Below are 18,389 nucleotides of genomic sequence, written 5' to 3'. Positions count from 1 at the left end.
GAAGAACCATGATTGAGAAACAAAACAACAGCAAACACACACTAAAAAACACAAACCTATATAAACTAATGTAATAAAAGTGAAAACTTATTCACTCATTTATACGAATACGAAATTACTTAACAATCGATCAATCCTAGTTTCAATTGCTATTAAATAAATAATAACCAAAAATTAAATAATTATATATACTAAATTTAATCACTGCTATTAACGCCATAAACTTAGGAAAAACATGAAATATACTGTAGACAGTGTAAACAAAGAAGATAGAATTGAAGACCAAATGGAAAGCATTGAGGAGCTACAAGAAAACATTGATAAGAACTTATTGTTCATTAATGCCTTAGACCCGGTAAAAAATGCTTCAGATATCGAATTTTTCGAACGTGAAAATGTGAAATTAAATAGTAGATTATTAGACAAGCAAGATGCTGTTGAAAAAAGTAGCACTTCACGCCTTAATTCTATATTCAAAAAAACTGATGTTGAAATCTTAGCTATTAAAGGAAAGTCTATTCTTGATGTAATCAAAGAGGCGTTTACTTTTAGAGAAACACAAGTTTGGCCTTTTGATGATTATGGTTTAAAAACTACCTAGTGGATTTGCAATAAAAAATGACACTCTTTCACTAAGTGTGTAAGTATTACAAGTGAGGATTGGGTTTAAAACCTGATCCTTTCTTTATATAATACCTGAAATTGGTTCAAAATTATTCCCCAGTTTCTGATAGGCATTGTCCATTTCTTTGTTGCTTCTTGCAAGGCTAAAAAAACAGATTTTTTAACTGCATCATCCGTTGGGAAGGATAATTTGTTCTTTGTATATTTTCTAATTTTACCATTCAGATTTTCTATCAGATTGGTCGTATAGATAATTTTACGGATTTCAAGAGGAAATTCAAAGAATACTGTTAATTCATCCCAGTTATTTCGCCAACTTTGGATCGCATATCCATATTTATCACCCCATTTCTTTTCAAGAAAATCAAGAGCTTCTTTAGCTGCATTAATATTTGGAGCTCCATAGATATCTTTCATGTCTTTTGTGAACGCTTTCCTATCTTTCCAGACTACATATTTGCAAGCGTTTCTAATTTGATGAACGATACAAATTTGAGTAGAAGATTCAGGAAAAACAGCTTTAATTGTTTCTGTAAAACCATTGAGATTATCAGTTGATGTGATCAATATATCTTCAACTCCACGTGTCTGTATATCAGTGAGAACTGTCATCCAAAATGCAGATGATTCATTTTTCCCAAGCCACATACCTAATACTTCTTTTTTGCCATCAGTACGTAATCCTACGGCTAAATAGATAGTTTTATTGATTACTTTGGAGTTTTCACGCACTTTAAAAACGATACCATCCATCCAAACGATAAGATAAACAGGCTCTAAAGGACGTTTATGCCATACTTCTATATCTTCAATTACTGAAGCTGTAATTCTTGATATAGTCGCTGCCGATACTTCAAAGTCATAAAGTTCTTTGATCTGATTTTCGATATCAGATACGCTCATACCTTTGGCATAAAGTGAGATCACTAGACTTTCAATACCTTGAGCAATATTCTTCCTTTTAGGAACAATTGCAGGTTCAAACGAGCCACTTCTATCTCTTGGGACATTGATTTCTTGTTCACCATATTCATTTTTGATAGTCTTTTGGGTATAGCCATTTCGAGAATTAGAATTCTCTGACTTTTCATGTTTTTGATAACCAAGATGGGCTTCAATTTCACCTTCAAGCATTTTCTCCAAAGCTCTTTTTTGAAGTTGCTTCATGAAGGAACTTAAATCTTCTGCTGACTTGAATTGTTTTAAAAAGTTGTCGTTTAATAAATCTTCTTTGTTCATGGTGTATCAGTTTTAAATTCTAAATTAAATAAACTGTACACTTAATTGAAAGAGTCAAGTTGACCTTGAACAGTGAGTAAGTCAATTTTCTCTTTAAAGGGAGAAATATGACTTACTCACATTTCAAGATTCGAGAGTTTACACAGTTTGTGGTACACTCCCTAAAAAATTGGACAAATAATTAAGCCACCTTAAACTTTTTATAATTGTAGTAAAAATTGGGACTAACATACCCCAATTTTGAATGAGGTCTCTTTCTATTATACCAAATTTCAATATACTCTGCCACTTCCAATTTCACATGAAATAAATTTTGAAATGAAACATGATTTGTATATTCATATTTTAAAATCTTAAAGAAATTTTCTGCTACAGCATTATCCCAACAATTACCCTTTCTAGACATACTTTGTACCACATTATGATTATTAAGGATTCTTCGAAAACTCTTGCTAGCATACTGTACACCTCGATCAGAATGAAAGATTAACCCATGAGATGGTTTTCTATTTAATATAGCCATTTTCCATGCTCGGTTTACCGTTTCATCCATAGTCATTGTATCTGATATGGACCAACCTATAATTTGTCTATCAAATAAATCCATAATTATTGTCAGATAAGTCCATCCATTAGAAGTCCATAAATAAGTGATATCAGACACCCACGCTTTTGATGGTAAATGTGGATTGAAGTTTCGATCTAAAAGATTTGGAGATATTCTAAAATCATGATCTGATAAAGTAGTTTGAACTTTAAATTTTCGACTTATAATACTTCTTAAACCCTCTCTTTTCATCATTCTAGCTACTTTAGGTCTAGAGACATGAAAACCATTATTATTTAATATTTTGGTTACTTTAGGACTACCAAACCTTCCTTTTGATTCTTTATATACAGCTTTTATTTCATTCGAAATATTTCTATCTGAAATTGTTCTTTTTGATTCTTTTCTATTCAACCAATCATAGTAACTACTACGGCAAATGCATAATAATTTACACATCTTCTCAACAGCAAAAGTACCTGTATAAGCTTTTATAAATTGGTATTTTTATTGTCGCTCCTGGAGAAGATGCTTACAGCCTTTTTTAATATCTCACGTTCCTCTTCTGCTTCTTTTAAAGCTTTACGTAATCGTGCATTTTCATATTCAAGATCTGTCATTACAGGCTTGCCATTTCCTTGAAAACTATTCTCTCCATATTTTTCTTCCTCTCTGATCCAACGAGCTACCATATTAGTATTTAATTCTAATTCTCTACCCACTTCTTGAATCGATTTACCTGACTTATGAAGATTAACAACCATCTGTTTAAACTCCTTGTCGTAAGCTGTTCTTTTCTTTCTCATAATTAAAGATAATTATTTAAGGCTTAACTTACTGTCCAATCAAATATAGCAGGTCCATTTAGCTTCATAGCCTAGATTTTTTTTGCTTCGTTTTTTCATCAATGGAAAAAAATGAAGAACCATGATTGAGAAACAAGACAACAGCAAACACTCACTAAAAAACACAAACCTATATAAACTAATGTAATAAAAGTGAAAACTTATTCACTCATTTATACGAATACGAAATTACTTAACAATCGATCAACCCTAGTTTCAATTGCTATTAAATAAATAATAACCAAAAATTAAATAATTATATATACTAAATTTAATCACTGCTATTAACGCCATAAACTTAGGAAAAACATGAAATATACTGTAGACAGTGTAAACAAAGAAGATAGAATTGAAGACCAAATGGAAAACATTGATAAGAACTTATTGTTCATTAATGCCTTAGACCCGGTAAAAAATGCTTCAGATATCGAATTTTTCGAACGTGAAAATGTGAAATTAAATAGTAGATTATTAGACAAGCAAGATGCTGTTGAAAAAAATAGTGCTTCACGTCTTAATTCTAATCTAAATTCGAAAAAATTGATATTAAAATCTTAGCCATTAAAGGAAAGTCTATTCTTGATATAATCAAAGAGGCGTTTACTTTTAGAGAAACTCAAGGTTGGTCTTTTGATAATTATGGTTTAAAAGCTACCTAGACTCTCTTTATTTATAAAATCATAAATATTAATTGAAACAAGTCGAAAGACCTGTTTCTTTTTTTACAGTGCTTATGCTATAACTAAAAAACCTTAACTATTCAAAAAGAATACTGCTACAAACTCTGTTAGCAAAGTGCATAAAAATGAAAGGAATAGCCTTATTACTTAATGTAGCTCCATCTACAACATTTAGAGAAATAAAAAGGAAATCAGGTCCAGATGGCTACATTGGTCTTTATGCGCATAAATAAGCAATCGCTAGAAAAAGGTACTTTAATTTCAAATATGCTGGAAAGAAATATACGCTATATGCTGATCGAAGGTTAATTTGTTGGTGCAGTCATGTTTCTCGTGGTGACTATTCTTTTCGATTCTACCATTTTAAAAAGAAAAAACAGTAAAAGAGCCTACCGAAGAACATATTTTGGGGTAAAACCTTTTTTCTACAAGGATAACGCATATTACTTTCAATTACTACATATACATCTTCTTCATAAGGTGCAGCTACGGAAATTAGAAAAACAACATACCGCTTCTCATAATTTCACTACTATCCACACAATAGCAGTTGTTTTCAGAGTAGAAAACAAGGAAGCTGCTTAATGTCTAAAAACTATTAAACATTCAATTATTGATTCAGCTACCTAACCCACAAATAAGAAATACACGTATAAAGTATTGGATTACAACTCAAAATCGTTTTACGGTTATTTTTTCTGATAAGTCTATAGTATTGCAATTGCTCACGAATTGTATTTGGAGTATTATAGTTCTACTTGGAGGTCTTTGTTTTGATCTTGTTGAGAAATAAGGTAAGTAACTTTTCAAAACTAATGATTTGAGAATATAAATATCATTATTTAAAAAACGGTATCATCTTTAAAAAAATGATACAGCTTTGTTAATTTATATGTATATATATAAAAAGTATTAATACGCTTTTTCATCACCGTTTACAATACCCATTACAGTATCAATGATAATTTGAACATCGAACCATAAACTCCAATTATTCACATAAAAACGATCAAGTTTTACCCTACCTTTCATTGCATAATCATCATTCTCAGTTTCTCCTCTATATCCTCTAGCCTGAGCTAATCCTGTTATACCAGGTTTCACTAAGTGCCTAGACATAAACTTTTCTACTACTTTAGTATATTCTTCCGTATGACGTAACATATGTGGTCTAGGACCTACTACAGACATATTACCTAAGAATACATTAAAAAATTGTGGTAATTCATCTATAGATGTTTTTCTAATAAATGCACCAACTTTAGTAATTCGCATATCTCCTTTAGTAGCCTGCTTTGCATCTGAGTCTGTATTCACAGCCATAGAGCGAAACTTATAGCACCAAAATGCTTTACCATCCTTACCAGTTCTTTTTTGTTTAAAGAATACAGGGCCTTTTGATTCAATTTTTATAATTAAAGCCATCAATGGTGTTAACCAAGACATTAAAAGTACAATTACTGAAAATGAAAAAGCAGTATCAAAAACTCTTTTCACTAACTGGTTTTGTTGATCATCTAATGGAACTGGGGAAACATCTAAGACTGGAATTTCATCATATCTATCTAAAGTAATACCTTTAGAAGCAAAGCCCCTAAAGTCAGTAATTAACTTTACTTTAATCATATGGCTCTCTCCCCAATCAATTAACTCTCGTATTAATTCATAATCAACATAAGGGATACAGCAATAAACTTCATTAACATCTTTATTAATTGCAAAATCCTTAAAGTCTTTAATTTGTCCTTCTACATACATCTCTTTCGAATGGTCATCAAAGAATCCTAAGAATCTAAAACCATATTCTGGATGTACTCTGAAAAATTTTCTTACTTCTACTGCTAACGGACCATAACCAAGCACAGCTACATTTTTATAACTAAAACCTTGACGACGATACATGCGCATTAGGTAGATACCTACAACTTTTGTAATAGATAATAAAAATGCAAAACTTAAATAGAGATTCACTAAAATTTCTCTTGACACATCAGTGAACTTAACAAAAACTAAAAGAGTAGATATTGACATTGCATGTAGAAGCAATACAAAAAAGTATTGTCTTAGCACTCCAATCACTCGTTTTGTCCTTGAAAACGAATAAGGTTTAATTATTAAAGATAGTATTATCCAAATTGTATTTAAACCAAACCAAAATACCTCATAAGATTCTTGAGCCCACCTTGGAGATAATTGATCAAATTTCAACCAAACTGAAATTAAAAAAGAAATATTTAATATAAATAGATCTATAGCTAAGTTTATAGCTCCCAGATACTTTGTTTTACCTACTGACATATAAAAAACAACCTAATATTAACTAAGAGCCAAGATAATTAAAATTTTCTTTTCAAGGTTTATTTTCTTGTTTATAATAATCAATAAGGTCACAAAAAAAATAGAAACAGAACTTAAAATAATTTGGAAGTTTTTTTCTAAATTCAGGTTCTACATATAATCTATAAGGCATTCGTAAATTATACTTATCAACCCATTTTGGATAATATCGAATACTCGTTGATGTTTGATGTATAAACCCTCCACAAGTATATCCTATCCCCTGAAAACCTCGATCAATTAATGTAATTAAAAATTGTTCTTGAAGTGGTGCACCCATCCCTACAACAACAATATCTGGATTATGGGCAATTATATCTTCTGCTACTTTATTTTCTTCACCTCTAATATAACCACTTCTAAAACCTTTAATTATTAAACCTTTAAATTGACTTTGAATCACTTTAACAAACCCTTCAATAGCTTCTTGTGTTGAACCAATAAAATATATTGTTTTTGATTCTTGTATTGCATTATTAAACACTATAGGTGCTAATGATGTCATATCGAAACTTTGACGTTCTACCTGTTTAGCTCTACAAAAAAAATGTAAAAACTTAACCAATAAAACTCCATCAATATATATTGTATCTAATTTCGAATATACATCTAAATTCTTCCTTGCCTCTACATATGATGCAGGGTTCAAAAAGGTAAATGATCGTTCTTTTTCGTTCTTTTTTAGAATAACATTTAATATCATAAGATTACTTTTTCATTTTAGAAATAAGTAGTGGTACCATTACAGAAAACAAAACAATTCCTTTCTGTCTGTCAAAAAGATTTTCTGTAAAAGATGAAATATTAAATAATAATATAAATAAAATTAAAAAATAGTTATTCTTTATATAACCTATATATAGGTAATAAAACATCATAAAGAAATATAAAATTAATCCGATAATACCAAATGCAACTGCTATTGCAATAAACTGATTATGTGAATTATATCTTTCTTTATATTCATAACTATTTTTAGGCCTGTACTTTTGCAGTGCTTCTTGTGTATTCCCGACACCGTAACCCAACCACAAACTATTTGAAATAGTTTTTTTTCCTGATGCCCAATTCCGAACTCTTGATTTATCTGTCTGTTTTATAACTTCTTGATTAAATCTCTTACCAAACGGTGTATAAAAAAAGGAAAGTGGTAATAAAATAATCAATAATGGAATAACATACTTCACTATTTTTCTCTGTTCAAGAATAATATAAAGACTTGATATAAACACTAGGTTTAGTATTCCCATCTTAGACCCTAAAAAAAGTAGTATTGTAAAAGAAAAAAGAAAATATAAATATAAAAATCTAGATTGTATTTTAATGAAATACAATCCTAAAAGGGATACTATTAAATACAAGGCATAATAAGGAATATGTATATTAGTATATAACAACATAACATCTCTTAGCGTCACTGTCCCCTCCAGTAAAATATATTTTACTAATACGAATATACCTACAGTTAAAGTAGATATTGAAAATGTAATAAATAATTTATCATACTTGTTTTCTGATAAAGTAATCATTGATAAAAATATTGGAACAATAACAAGAGGTAATAATGGGTAAATTAAATTGTAAGATTCTAGTAACAAATCTCCTTCATAATAAATCCCAAATGATAATACATGAACAATAAAAAATAAAAATAAAGGTAAATATTCAATTTTAAATTGAATATTTTTATTTTTTAGAAAAAAAATAAAAATATATAAAATAATTAAAAGGAATGAAATATTTGTATACGCAAATCCCCATGGTAAACTACACATCAAGTTTAATAGAAGTATTTCAAATATTCTAGTTTCATTTTTGATAAAACTCAAATTCATAAAATCAATAATTTAATCTAATATTTTTACCATTATACAAGCCTAATATAAACATTGTAAACCCTAATGCATATGGTGAAAATGCTTCTTCTTGAAAAATGCCTTGGAACACCATTATTAGAGGAAATAATAAAATAAAATTTTCAGATTTTAATAGGTTTTCTTTACTCTTTGCAATCAAAGTAAATAAAACACCTAAGTAAATAAAACCAAAAAAACCTAAGCTTGAAAATAGTACTCCTATTATACTTTCACTACCATTATAAAATCTTGTCCAATATCCTCTAAAAGGAAGCTCTTCACCAAAAACTGACAATTTCCTTACAGGAGATAGATTTCCTGAAAACCCTAAACCATTTCCAAATGGGTTATCCATCATACGATGAAAACCACTAACAAAGCCTATGATATGTTCATTATTTGAAAAATATCCTACTGTTATAACTAATAACCAAAATGGAATAAGTAAAATAATTGTTTCTACTATACTTACTCTATTTTTTTTGAGTACATTTCTATTAAAAACTACAATAAAAACTGTAAGAATTGAAAATATTATAGCTCCTTTTGAAAAGGAAATTAATAAAACTATGACAAAAACAATTAAAAAATATTGTATTTTTTTTATTTTTAATACTAAACCATAAGTTATTGAAATCATCATAACATATGAATAACTAATAATGTTTTTTAATAAGGAACCATATCTAAAAGTAGTGAGATTAAAGAAATTCCAATTTAAAAATTTTGATCTATAAGCTTCTCTAATTTCTGAAACTGTTAATGGCCTTTCATATTTCAATGAAAAATAAAAATCATCATTAACTAAAGACATAAAATAAGAACTAAATCTTCCTACAATTGCAGATATAGCCAAAATACTGATTGAGAAAAACAATATATTATTAAATTGACTGATTACATTTGTATTATTTTTCTTTGCAAGAAACAATCCTAAATAATAAAAAATAAAAGGTAAACTAAATAACCTAAAATAAATTAATGATGATATACTTTTATAGAATAACAGCCCTAAAATTAGGAATAGTATCAATAAAAATAATATTGTAATTATGCTTTTCCAGTTAGTATATTCGCTTAATATAATACTTTTCTTTTCATTAAAAATGAATATTAATACTGAAAAAACAGGAATTAAATAATTTAATATATGTAGAAATTTAAAATGTAGAATTAAATCTATATTAGGGGAAAATAAACCAATAAAAAAATTCTGAAATATTAAATTAATGACTTGAAACTCTACACTCTTGTATCCTCCAAATGTTATTAATAATATCATTCCAAGCAGCCCTATTATAGGATTGATAGACAACAAGAAATAAACAGGTATAATACCTAGAATATAATAGTTTATTTTAATCTTTAATTTCATGAAAAAATGCTAACCTATTTTTCTCAATTTCAGAAACGTGAACAAATTTTTCTACTTCTGATTGGCTAATAATTAAATTCCTACACTTATAAACAAAATCTTTAATTTTATCTGTCGACTCTAAGATCCCTTCTTTATTATTAGGTAATTCTAATATCCATTCAGGTATATCTTGATTGATAAAACATGTATCTTTGTAAGGTAAAATAATAGGTTTACAAAAAGACATATATTCTCTTACTTTTAAAGGACATGCTTCTTCCATATTATTTCTAAAAAAGGCTAAAGAAGCTATTGTTACTGTAGCTTTCGCTAATACTTTTTTGTACTCCTCTTTATTTAAGAATCCATAAAATTGAACATTTGACGGAATATTTATTGAATCCGGTCTTGAAGAACCTACAATATCAAAATTAAAATTAGGCATTCGCTCAGCTAATTTAAGTAGGATATCAATTCCATGCCAAATCATTTTATCAGTACCAATAAAAAATATTCTATTCTGCTCAATTTCAGAATGCAAAAACTCATTTAAAGAATTTTCATAAATATTAATACTATTAGGAAATACTTTAATATTATTATGATTTAAACTCTTAGCAATATCATAAGTAACTGATGCAATTCCAGACACTTTATTTAACAAAAATTGATTTGTTAAAATAAAATAAATATACCTAAAATAATATTTTAAACTATCATATTTTTGAAGTGAATATTCAGCTTTCATGTCTGTATTAACTTCAAAAACTACTTTCCACTTTTTACTCAATCCATTTAAAAAAGGCTGATAAATACTATTTCTAGCATAAATTATATCTGGTCCAAAACCATCTATTTTTTTATCTAAGTTTTTATAGTTTATAGATAAACCAAGAAAATCTAAAAATAACTCTAAAGCACCTCCTAAAAGAGACATTATATTTATTATTTCAATATCATTCTTTAAATCTGATAAAGGAGTGTGCGAAATATCTTTATTCGAACTAGTTATCAAGAAAATTTTCACATCATTACCTTGTTTTTTCCACTCGGTAACTTGTGATTTTACTTTATACAATACTCCCGTATATCTTTCGATATTTATTGGTAAAACATATGCTATCTTCATTTATTCACTTTTAAGAAATCAATTACTTTATTTGCAGCATTTGCTTTACCATAAAAACTATATTTATCATAATCAAAAGATTTTGATAATACTTCTCCAATTAAGGTTTCTAATGATTTTAAATCCTTTGCAAGAAAATTAAATCCAGCTTCTACTAATTCCACCCATTCAGTTTCATCTCTCAAGGTTATACAAGGTACTTTATGAAAAAAAGCTTCTTTTTGAACACCTCCAGAATCTGTCAAAATCAGTTTCGATGACATCTCTAACATTACCATTTCTATGTATCCAACAGGATCTATAAATGATATTTTACTTTCACTAAAATTAAAATTAATATTCTCAAGAGATTTTTTTGTTCTTGGATGTAAAGGTAAAATCACTTTTTTTGTTTTTGCAACATTAGATAATTCATCAAATATCATAGTTAGTCTTTCTATATTATCAGTATTTTCTGCTCTATGAATAGTTGCTAAAATAAAATCTTTATATTTCACATTTAACTTTTCTAATATATTTGTGTTATTTTGGGCTTTTTTTCCATAATACATAGCCGCATCATACATAACATCTCCAATATTATATATTGAAGAATCATTAATACCTTCTTTCAATAAATTTGAATATCCAGTATCAGTAGGTGTAAATAATAATGTAGAGATATGGTCTGTTAAAATTCTATTTTGTTCTTCAGGCATTTTCATATTAAAAGAACGAAGGCCTGCTTCGACATGAACTACCGGAATGTGCATTTTTGAAGCAGCCAAAGCACCAGCCAATGTGGAGTTAGTATCTCCATAAACTAACAAGTAATCTGGTTTTTCTTTAAATAATACTTTTTCAATTTTTGCTAGCATCTCACCTGTTTGAGCTCCATGAGATCCTCCTCCAACTCCTAAATTATAATCTGGTCTTGGGATACCTAACTCATCAAAAAAAATATCTGACATATTTTCATCATAATGTTGACCAGTATGAACAAGTATTTCAGTGCAATTTTCTATTTTCTTTATTACTCTTGATACAGTAGCTGCTTTAATAAACTGAGGCCTCGCTCCAATAATCGTTAAAATTTTCATTTTATTTTATTTTGTTTTATGTAATACTCTGATAAAAAAGAGTTAATCGATGTTTTCTTTTTAAGAATTGATTCAATAATAAATTTCTTTCTAGGTACAACTCCAAATAATGAATAATTCTCAGATGTATAAGAAATAATGATTGTAATCGTATTTAATAAAATACTTGAAAAATACCACTTCTTCATTAGAGATTTTATAGCATCTTTTTTTGAAAAAGATATATTATCCTTAAGAATTTCTTCATTATTATTAAATCTATAATTGAAATGTAATTTAAATAAATTTCGTTCAATACAATATTCCATAGGAATTTTACTCCAAAAGTCCATTAATGTTTTATCCCATAAGGGTAATAACCATTTCAAATCAAAAAATTCATATACTCTAACAGAGTTAACAATAAATTTAGATTGCCTTTCTTTCCAATTCCATTCATCAACTATAGAAAATGCCTCTGTATTATCTAATATCTCATTATTAATATTAACAATTTTTCGATGATCATATTTTTGAATAACTAAACTATAATGTTTTTCAAAAATTAATTTGTTTATTTCTTCATTAGAAAATTGTTTCTTATTTATTATTTTTTTATTTAAATGACTACCAGCTAAAAAGTCATATGAGTGACCCGGGATAATATAACTATCATAATCAATGATTTTTTTAGAAACGAGAAACTCAATGGCTGGAAAATCTTGAATATGAGGAAGTGAAGTATAATTTCCTGAAAAATCAAAATACTCTTTTATTTTAGGTGAATTTAGAGTATTTAACCACAAGCCCTCTGAATATTCTACAAATATCCATTTAAAATTAAATAAATCAGCGATCTTTTTTGATATATTCTTTTCATAGTTACTCTTAATTCCATAACTAAAGCAAACAACATTAGTTATTCCTGCTTCTTTTAACAAATAAAGTATTAATCTAGAATCATAACCTCCACTTAAAGGCACTACACATTGCTTATCTCCAACTTGTTTCTTTATCTTCTTAGCGAGGTTCACATAAAGATTATCTAAATCATTAAAATAATCAGATTCTTTTTTTTCAGGCAAGTATTCTTCTCTCTCAAATGAAAAGTATTGTTTTATCACACATTTATGAGTTCTTTTATTATATACCAGATATGCACCTGCCTCAATTTGATACAAATTCTTTACTAGAGTATTATTTTTTGTAACAAAACCTGTTAATTTAAATTCATCTATAAACTCACCCTCCAATTCTAAAGAAATTTCTTTATCTAGGAAAGTTGTATTATCAGTAATAATAAAGTTATTCTCATCAAAATAATAAAATAAAGGCATTGATCGAATTCTATCTACACAAGCTATAATTACATCTTCATTTTCATAAACAAATGAAAATGAAGATGTAATTTGATTTATTAATATTTCAATATTATCAATATCTATAGCTGAAGGAAAAACAGGAGATTCATCACTTTTATAAAATAATCCGTTATTGTTTTCCCAAGCATAACCTTTATTATTTCTTAAAACAATTCTACTTAAAATATTATTATTCAATGACTTAATGTTTTTTTATAAATTTCAAAAATTCGTGAAGCAATTACCTTTTCAGAAAAGGTACTAACAGCTATGTCTCTAATTTTCTCTTTATTATAATGAGAATAATTTTCGTAAATATTAATCATACCATTAGTAAAAGCATTTATATCTTCGGATTTTACTGTTACTCCAGTCCCATTTGGAATATTTTCAGGTGATAATGTATCTGTTCCTAAAACTGGTAACCCAGTACACATTGCTTCAACTGTTACTACACCTTGAGCTTCTACAGAACTTGCAAGAGCAAAAGCATGAGATCTATTTAAATAGTAATTAATTTCAAAAGGGTTTTTGTATCCTAAAAAAACAACTTTACTGTGTATATTTAACTCATCAACTTGAGTTTTGAGTTTTGACTCAAGTGGTCCACTACCTATTATTACTAATTTTGATTTTGGATATTTTAATTGAAAGTTATTGAAAGCTGAAATCAGTATGTCAAACCTTTTAACTTCAACTAAGTATGCTATTGAAATAAATGTAAATTCTTCATATTTCTTAATTTCATAATCAATATTAAATTTACTTACATCTACTTGGTTTGGTATGGGAACAATAGTAGTATTACTCCCTTTTTCAATATAATTAGAAATTTTTTTGGACATATTTGAACCTACTGGTATAGTAAAAGATGCATTTTCAAAAATTTTCTTTAATCGTTTATCGTACCAAGGTTTAAACATACTCATTGATAATGAATTATTGTAAATGAATCGCCCCCTATGTTCTGTTATAACATAAGGAATATTGTATTTTGTTTTGATATTATAAGCAACTTCACCTCCCCATAGAGAACTATGTACATGAATTAAATCAGGAAAACCAGTATCTTTTACATATTCTTTAAATAAAAAAAACATCTTGATACACCATAACTTACTTGATATTTTTTCAAAAAAAGGCAAACTCCATGATTTTATTCTATATGTTAATATCCCATCTTCATCTTTTTTATGAATTTTAAAACTATTATTTTCTAATAGTTTTAAAATTGAAAATCCCCTTAAAGAATCGTCTTGACAATAAATGACATCTACCTCCAGATTAGAGCATTCTTGCTTTAATGCTAAAATCTGATTTTTGAAAAATTGTCCACCATTTGGAGGATACCATGATGGTATTACAAGAACTCTCATCACTTATCTATTTTTTTATATTTAATTAGCCAAAAATACCAAATTAAATTAGTTAAAACCGACAAAGTAGCAACTATTGAAAATAATAAAATTGTTAACTCATACTCTAACAATATTTCACAGCAAACAAATAATGTAATTGATTTAATTATAGATGTTATTATTTCAATAAATAACGCTTGTTTTTGCCTGTTAAATAATTGTGGTAGAAAAGATATTGGAGATGTAAATAATATACTTAAAACCCAGGGAAAAAGAAATCTTGCTATTTCACCTGATTCAAACCATTTTTCACTAAAAATTAAACTAAATATTTGTGGTGAATATATTAAAAAAATTATTGAAGGAATAACAAGTAGAAGTACTAATTTTTTGTAAAATTTGTATACTTTTGTCAATTCAAGAGTCCCTTTATAATATTTCTGAGAAAAATCTTGCTTTAATACACCCCCAATTGATGCAGCAATCAATTGTACAGGAACAAACATCATTGTAAACGTAAATGAATAATACCCTACAATCGAGAGAGAATAATAACTACTTAACAAAAACATAGGTAAACTCCCTACTATTGTGTTTGCTAAAGAATGGATTGATGTATATTTAGCGAAGTTAACATTAGAACTAAGAGATTGAGATATTTTTTTATTTGACAGCTCAAACCCTGATTTTTTTTTGATAAAGTATGCAAATGAGAAAATACCTGCAGCTAGTAAACCAAAGAGACGCCCAGTAATCAAACTTAAAAAGTTCAATAAATATAGACTATTAGTTGTAATAACTTGGACTAATTTTAGAATTGAAAGAAACCTATATTCTTTGAATCTATTTGATAAATTTGTAGAACATAAAATTAAAGAGTAAAGGAAAACTGAAAATGGTAAATAAATAATAAAATCATTAGATAAAGTATCAAATTGAACCGAAATACTAAATGTTTTAAGTATTATTAAACTTGAAATTACTAGTAGCAAACCTATTAAAGAAATACTATAAATTCCTTTAATTAAATTGATTGCTGTTTCATTTTTTTTTACAATAACAATTGCTTGTTCAAAACTCAAAGTAAAAAATATTACTAAGATAGATACAGATTGATTGAATAAACCTAATTCTCCAAAATCTTCAGGTGAATAAAACCTTGATAAAATAGGGCTAATCAAAAACGGAATAAGCTGAACGAGAAAAGAGCTCCCTGTCAATAAGATGATATTTTTCATAAACTCAGAAGACAAGAAGCTTTTTTTTATTTTAATCATCAGATTACACTGAAAAGGGATGTTTAATTAATTCTTTCTTCGCAAAAGGATGATACTCTCCTTGCAACCCTACTACTTCAGCGTGACGAATATTATGAACAATTTCAATAGCTTGACGACATTCTTCAATACCATAACCATTTCCTTTTACAATTTCTTCATAAGAGGTAGTGTGAAGATCTGTAAATCCTCCTGAGAATTCTAACTCCTCTCCTTCAATAGTAATTGACCTATATGTTCTTTGCCCTTTTGCTTTTATCTCATCAGGAAGAACATCTTCATTAATAGAAAGGAACCAACGAACTCTTGCTCTTTCAAATTCTAAATAACCTGCAGCTCTATCATGAGTATGAACATGCACCTTATTTTCTTTTACATCACCAAAAACCCATGATAACATATCATAAAAGTGTACACCTATATTAGTCGCAATACCTCCAGATTTTGAAACGTCACCTTTCCATGAAGTATAATACCAATTCCCTCTTGAAGTAAGATAAGTTAAATCTACATCATAGATTTTATCTTTAGGTCCATTTGCTATTTTTTCTTTTAAAGCAATAATGCTTGGGTGAACTCTCAACTGAAGAATATTCCATATTCTTTGCCCCGTTTCTTTTTCAATATTACCTAAAGCATCTATATTCCAAGGGTTTAATACAAGTGGTTTTTCACATATAGCATCAGCACCTCTTCTTAAGGCCATACGAATATGTGCATCATGTAAATAATTTGGAGTACAAATTGAAACATAATCTAACTGAATATTCTTTTCATATTTCAGTTTCTCTACATGTCTATCAAACCTTTCAAATTCAACAAAAAAATCTGCATGTGGAAAATAGCTATCAATGATACCTACACTATCAAATTTATCATAAGCAGCAATTAAATCATTATTTGTCTCTTTAATTGCTTTCATGTGTCTTGGTGCTATATATCCAGCAGCCCCAATTAGTGCAAAATTTTTCATACAATATTCTTCTTATAATTTAGTAACTTGGTTATTTTCAAATTTATAGGTTTCTTTTGATTCTTCACAAATCGCTAAACCATTATTATCAAATTCAAGCCGATGTCCATATTCACTCATCCACCCTATTTGCTTAGCAGGATTCCCTACAACTAATGCATAAGCAGGAATTGTCTTAGTTACTACAGCACCTGCCCCAATGAAAGCATAGTTACCAATATCATGTCCACAAACTATAGTTGCATTAGCTCCTATTGAAGCACCTTTACCTACATGTGTTTTAGAATATTGTCCTCTTCTATTTACTGTACTTCGCGGATTTGTCACATTAGTGAAAACCATAGATGGACCTAAAAAAACATCATCATCACAAGTTACTCCTGAGTAAATTGACACATTATTTTGAACTTTTACATTCTGACCAAGTTCTACTTCAGGAGATACAACTACATTCTGGCCAATATTACAGTTCTCTCCAATTTTACAATTGGACATAATATGAGAAAAATGCCAAATCTTTGAGCCTTTTTCAATCACACAACCCTCATCTATAACTGCAGTTTCATGTGCAAAGAATTCTCCTTCCATTATGCTAATTCATTTATTGATTCTAAAACACTTTGAATAATATAATCTTGTTGATTTTCCTGCATTTCAGTGTGTATAGGTAATGATAATACCACTTTTGAAAGTTGTTCTGTTACAGGGAAACTACCTTCATTAAATTCAGACTTACAATATGCTTTCTGAAAATGTAATGGTACAGGGTAATAAATCATAGATGGTACTCCTTTCTCTTGAAGTTTCTCTTTCAACTGATCTCTATCAACATTATTTACTTTTAATGTATATTGATGATAAACATGAGTTGAATTTTCAGCATTTTGGGGAGTCTCAATTTCTTGAACTTGAGCAAAAGCTTTATTGTACTTATTTGCTACTTTTTGTCGGTTTTTATTATAGGTATCTAAATGAGGTAATTTAACTCTTAATACTGCTGCTTGCAAAGTATCTAACCTTGAGTTGCAACCCACTATATCATGATGATACTTAATTGATTGTCCATGACTTGCAATCATTCTTGCAGTATTTGCTAATTTTTCATCATTAATTAACATGGCTCCACCATCACCATAACAACCTAAGTTTTTTGATGGAAAGAAAGATGTACAACCTATATGACCAATCGTGCCTGCTTTTTTTACTGAACCATCAGAAAATGTATATTCCGCACCAATTGCTTGTGCAGTGTCCTCAATAACAAATAAATTATGCTTATTAGCAATCTTCATAATCGCTTCCATATCTGCACATTGTCCATATAAATGAACAGGAACGATAGCTTTTGTTTTTGAAGTGATTTTAGATTCCATTTGTTTTACATCAATAGTAAATAACTCAGGATCAACATCAACAAAAACGGGATCTAATTGTAATAAAGCTATTACCTCTGCTGTTGCTACATATGTATGTACTGGTACTAAAACTTCATCACCAGGCTTTAAACCAACAGCCATCATCGCCACCTGTAATGCATCAGTTCCATTTGCACATGGAACAGCATGATTTACATTATTGTAAGTTGCTAACTCTTTAGCAAAAGATTTCACAGCAGGACCATTAATAAAAGCACATGAATCTATTACTTCTTGAATACCTTTATCTACATCCTCTTTAATATTTTTATATTGAGTATGTAAATCCACCATTTGGATTTTCCCTATCTCTTCTCTTGATATTCTACTCAT

Annotated in this window: 17 protein-coding genes; 2 read left to right on the top strand and 15 right to left on the bottom strand. The window is 28.3% G+C overall.

The window, feature by feature from the left end; genetic code table 11:
• The first annotated feature begins 235 nt into the window (after positions 1 to 235).
• Positions 236 to 601 (top strand): hypothetical protein, encoded by a 366-nt coding sequence (locus KM029_RS13955; protein ID WP_144073849.1) that lies wholly within the window; start codon positions 236 to 238, stop codon positions 599 to 601.
• A 65-nt stretch (positions 602 to 666) separates the two neighbouring features.
• On the opposite strand, the gene KM029_RS13950 is transcribed toward KM029_RS13955, so the two are convergent.
• From KM029_RS13950 to KM029_RS13940, 3 genes are all read right to left on the bottom strand, one after another.
• On the bottom strand, positions 667 to 1,863 hold the full coding sequence (locus KM029_RS13950; protein ID WP_144073848.1) for an IS256 family transposase: 1,197 nt from the start codon (positions 1,861 to 1,863) through the stop codon (positions 667 to 669).
• Positions 1,864 to 2,044: 181 nt separating this feature from the next.
• A complete protein-coding gene (locus KM029_RS13945; RefSeq protein WP_144073847.1) occupies positions 2,045 to 2,869 on the bottom strand; it encodes an IS3 family transposase in 825 nt (274 codons plus the stop codon).
• A 32-nt stretch (positions 2,870 to 2,901) separates the two neighbouring features.
• Positions 2,902 to 3,216 (bottom strand): transposase, encoded by a 315-nt coding sequence (locus KM029_RS13940; protein ID WP_144073846.1) that lies wholly within the window; start codon positions 3,214 to 3,216, stop codon positions 2,902 to 2,904.
• A gap of 348 nt (positions 3,217 to 3,564) precedes the next feature.
• Between KM029_RS13940 and KM029_RS13935 the strand changes: the two genes are divergently transcribed.
• Positions 3,565 to 3,813 (top strand): hypothetical protein, encoded by a 249-nt coding sequence (locus KM029_RS13935; RefSeq protein ID WP_144073845.1) that lies wholly within the window; start codon positions 3,565 to 3,567, stop codon positions 3,811 to 3,813.
• 1,034 nt (positions 3,814 to 4,847) lie between these two features.
• Here the strand turns inward: KM029_RS13935 and KM029_RS13925 are convergent.
• From KM029_RS13925 to KM029_RS13870, 12 genes are all read right to left on the bottom strand, one after another.
• Positions 4,848 to 6,233, bottom strand: coding sequence for an undecaprenyl-phosphate glucose phosphotransferase (locus tag KM029_RS13925; RefSeq protein ID WP_144073843.1), 1,386 nt, complete (start codon positions 6,231 to 6,233; stop codon positions 4,848 to 4,850).
• 52 nt (positions 6,234 to 6,285) lie between these two features.
• Complete coding sequence (locus tag KM029_RS13920; RefSeq protein ID WP_144073842.1) at positions 6,286 to 6,975, bottom strand: WecB/TagA/CpsF family glycosyltransferase; 690 nt, start codon at positions 6,973 to 6,975, stop codon at positions 6,286 to 6,288.
• Positions 6,976 to 6,979: 4 nt separating this feature from the next.
• The gene (locus KM029_RS13915) at positions 6,980 to 7,801 is read right to left on the bottom strand and encodes an O-antigen ligase family protein (protein WP_144073841.1); all 822 of its coding nucleotides are present in this window, start codon (positions 7,799 to 7,801) and stop codon (positions 6,980 to 6,982) included.
• Between the two features lie 310 nt (positions 7,802 to 8,111).
• Positions 8,112 to 8,942, bottom strand: a complete 831-nt coding sequence (locus KM029_RS13910; RefSeq protein ID WP_144073840.1) for a hypothetical protein — start codon at positions 8,940 to 8,942, stop codon at positions 8,112 to 8,114.
• A 544-nt stretch (positions 8,943 to 9,486) separates the two neighbouring features.
• Positions 9,487 to 10,614, bottom strand: a complete 1,128-nt coding sequence (locus KM029_RS13905) for a glycosyltransferase (protein ID WP_144073839.1) — start codon at positions 10,612 to 10,614, stop codon at positions 9,487 to 9,489.
• The gene (wecB, locus tag KM029_RS13900) at positions 10,611 to 11,693 is read right to left on the bottom strand and encodes a non-hydrolyzing UDP-N-acetylglucosamine 2-epimerase (RefSeq protein WP_144073838.1); all 1,083 of its coding nucleotides are present in this window, start codon (positions 11,691 to 11,693) and stop codon (positions 10,611 to 10,613) included. The genes KM029_RS13905 and wecB overlap by 4 nt, the downstream gene beginning before the upstream one ends.
• Complete coding sequence (locus tag KM029_RS13895; RefSeq protein ID WP_144073837.1) at positions 11,690 to 13,231, bottom strand: asparagine synthase C-terminal domain-containing protein; 1,542 nt, start codon at positions 13,229 to 13,231, stop codon at positions 11,690 to 11,692. Before KM029_RS13895 ends, wecB begins: the two co-directional genes overlap by 4 nt.
• Positions 13,228 to 14,409 carry a glycosyltransferase gene (locus tag KM029_RS13890; RefSeq protein ID WP_144073836.1) on the bottom strand — a complete coding sequence of 394 codons (1,182 nt, stop codon included), beginning with the start codon at positions 14,407 to 14,409 and terminating at the stop codon, positions 13,228 to 13,230. Before KM029_RS13890 ends, KM029_RS13895 begins: the two co-directional genes overlap by 4 nt.
• Positions 14,409 to 15,629 carry a lipopolysaccharide biosynthesis protein gene (locus KM029_RS13885; protein ID WP_158631061.1) on the bottom strand — a complete coding sequence of 407 codons (1,221 nt, stop codon included), beginning with the start codon at positions 15,627 to 15,629 and terminating at the stop codon, positions 14,409 to 14,411. The genes KM029_RS13890 and KM029_RS13885 overlap by 1 nt, the downstream gene beginning before the upstream one ends.
• A 43-nt stretch (positions 15,630 to 15,672) precedes the next feature.
• Positions 15,673 to 16,641 carry a Gfo/Idh/MocA family protein gene (locus KM029_RS13880; protein WP_144073834.1) on the bottom strand — a complete coding sequence of 323 codons (969 nt, stop codon included), beginning with the start codon at positions 16,639 to 16,641 and terminating at the stop codon, positions 15,673 to 15,675.
• A gap of 12 nt (positions 16,642 to 16,653) precedes the next feature.
• Positions 16,654 to 17,229 carry an acyltransferase gene (locus KM029_RS13875; protein WP_144073833.1) on the bottom strand — a complete coding sequence of 192 codons (576 nt, stop codon included), beginning with the start codon at positions 17,227 to 17,229 and terminating at the stop codon, positions 16,654 to 16,656.
• Positions 17,229 to 18,389, bottom strand: coding sequence for a DegT/DnrJ/EryC1/StrS family aminotransferase (locus KM029_RS13870; protein ID WP_205125438.1), 1,161 nt, complete (start codon positions 18,387 to 18,389; stop codon positions 17,229 to 17,231). Before KM029_RS13870 ends, KM029_RS13875 begins: the two co-directional genes overlap by 1 nt.

The sequence above is a fragment of the Flammeovirga kamogawensis genome (genome assembly GCF_018736065.1).
Classification (GTDB): domain Bacteria; phylum Bacteroidota; class Bacteroidia; order Cytophagales; family Flammeovirgaceae; genus Flammeovirga; species Flammeovirga kamogawensis.
This window is presented reverse-complemented; position numbering and strand designations above follow the sequence as displayed.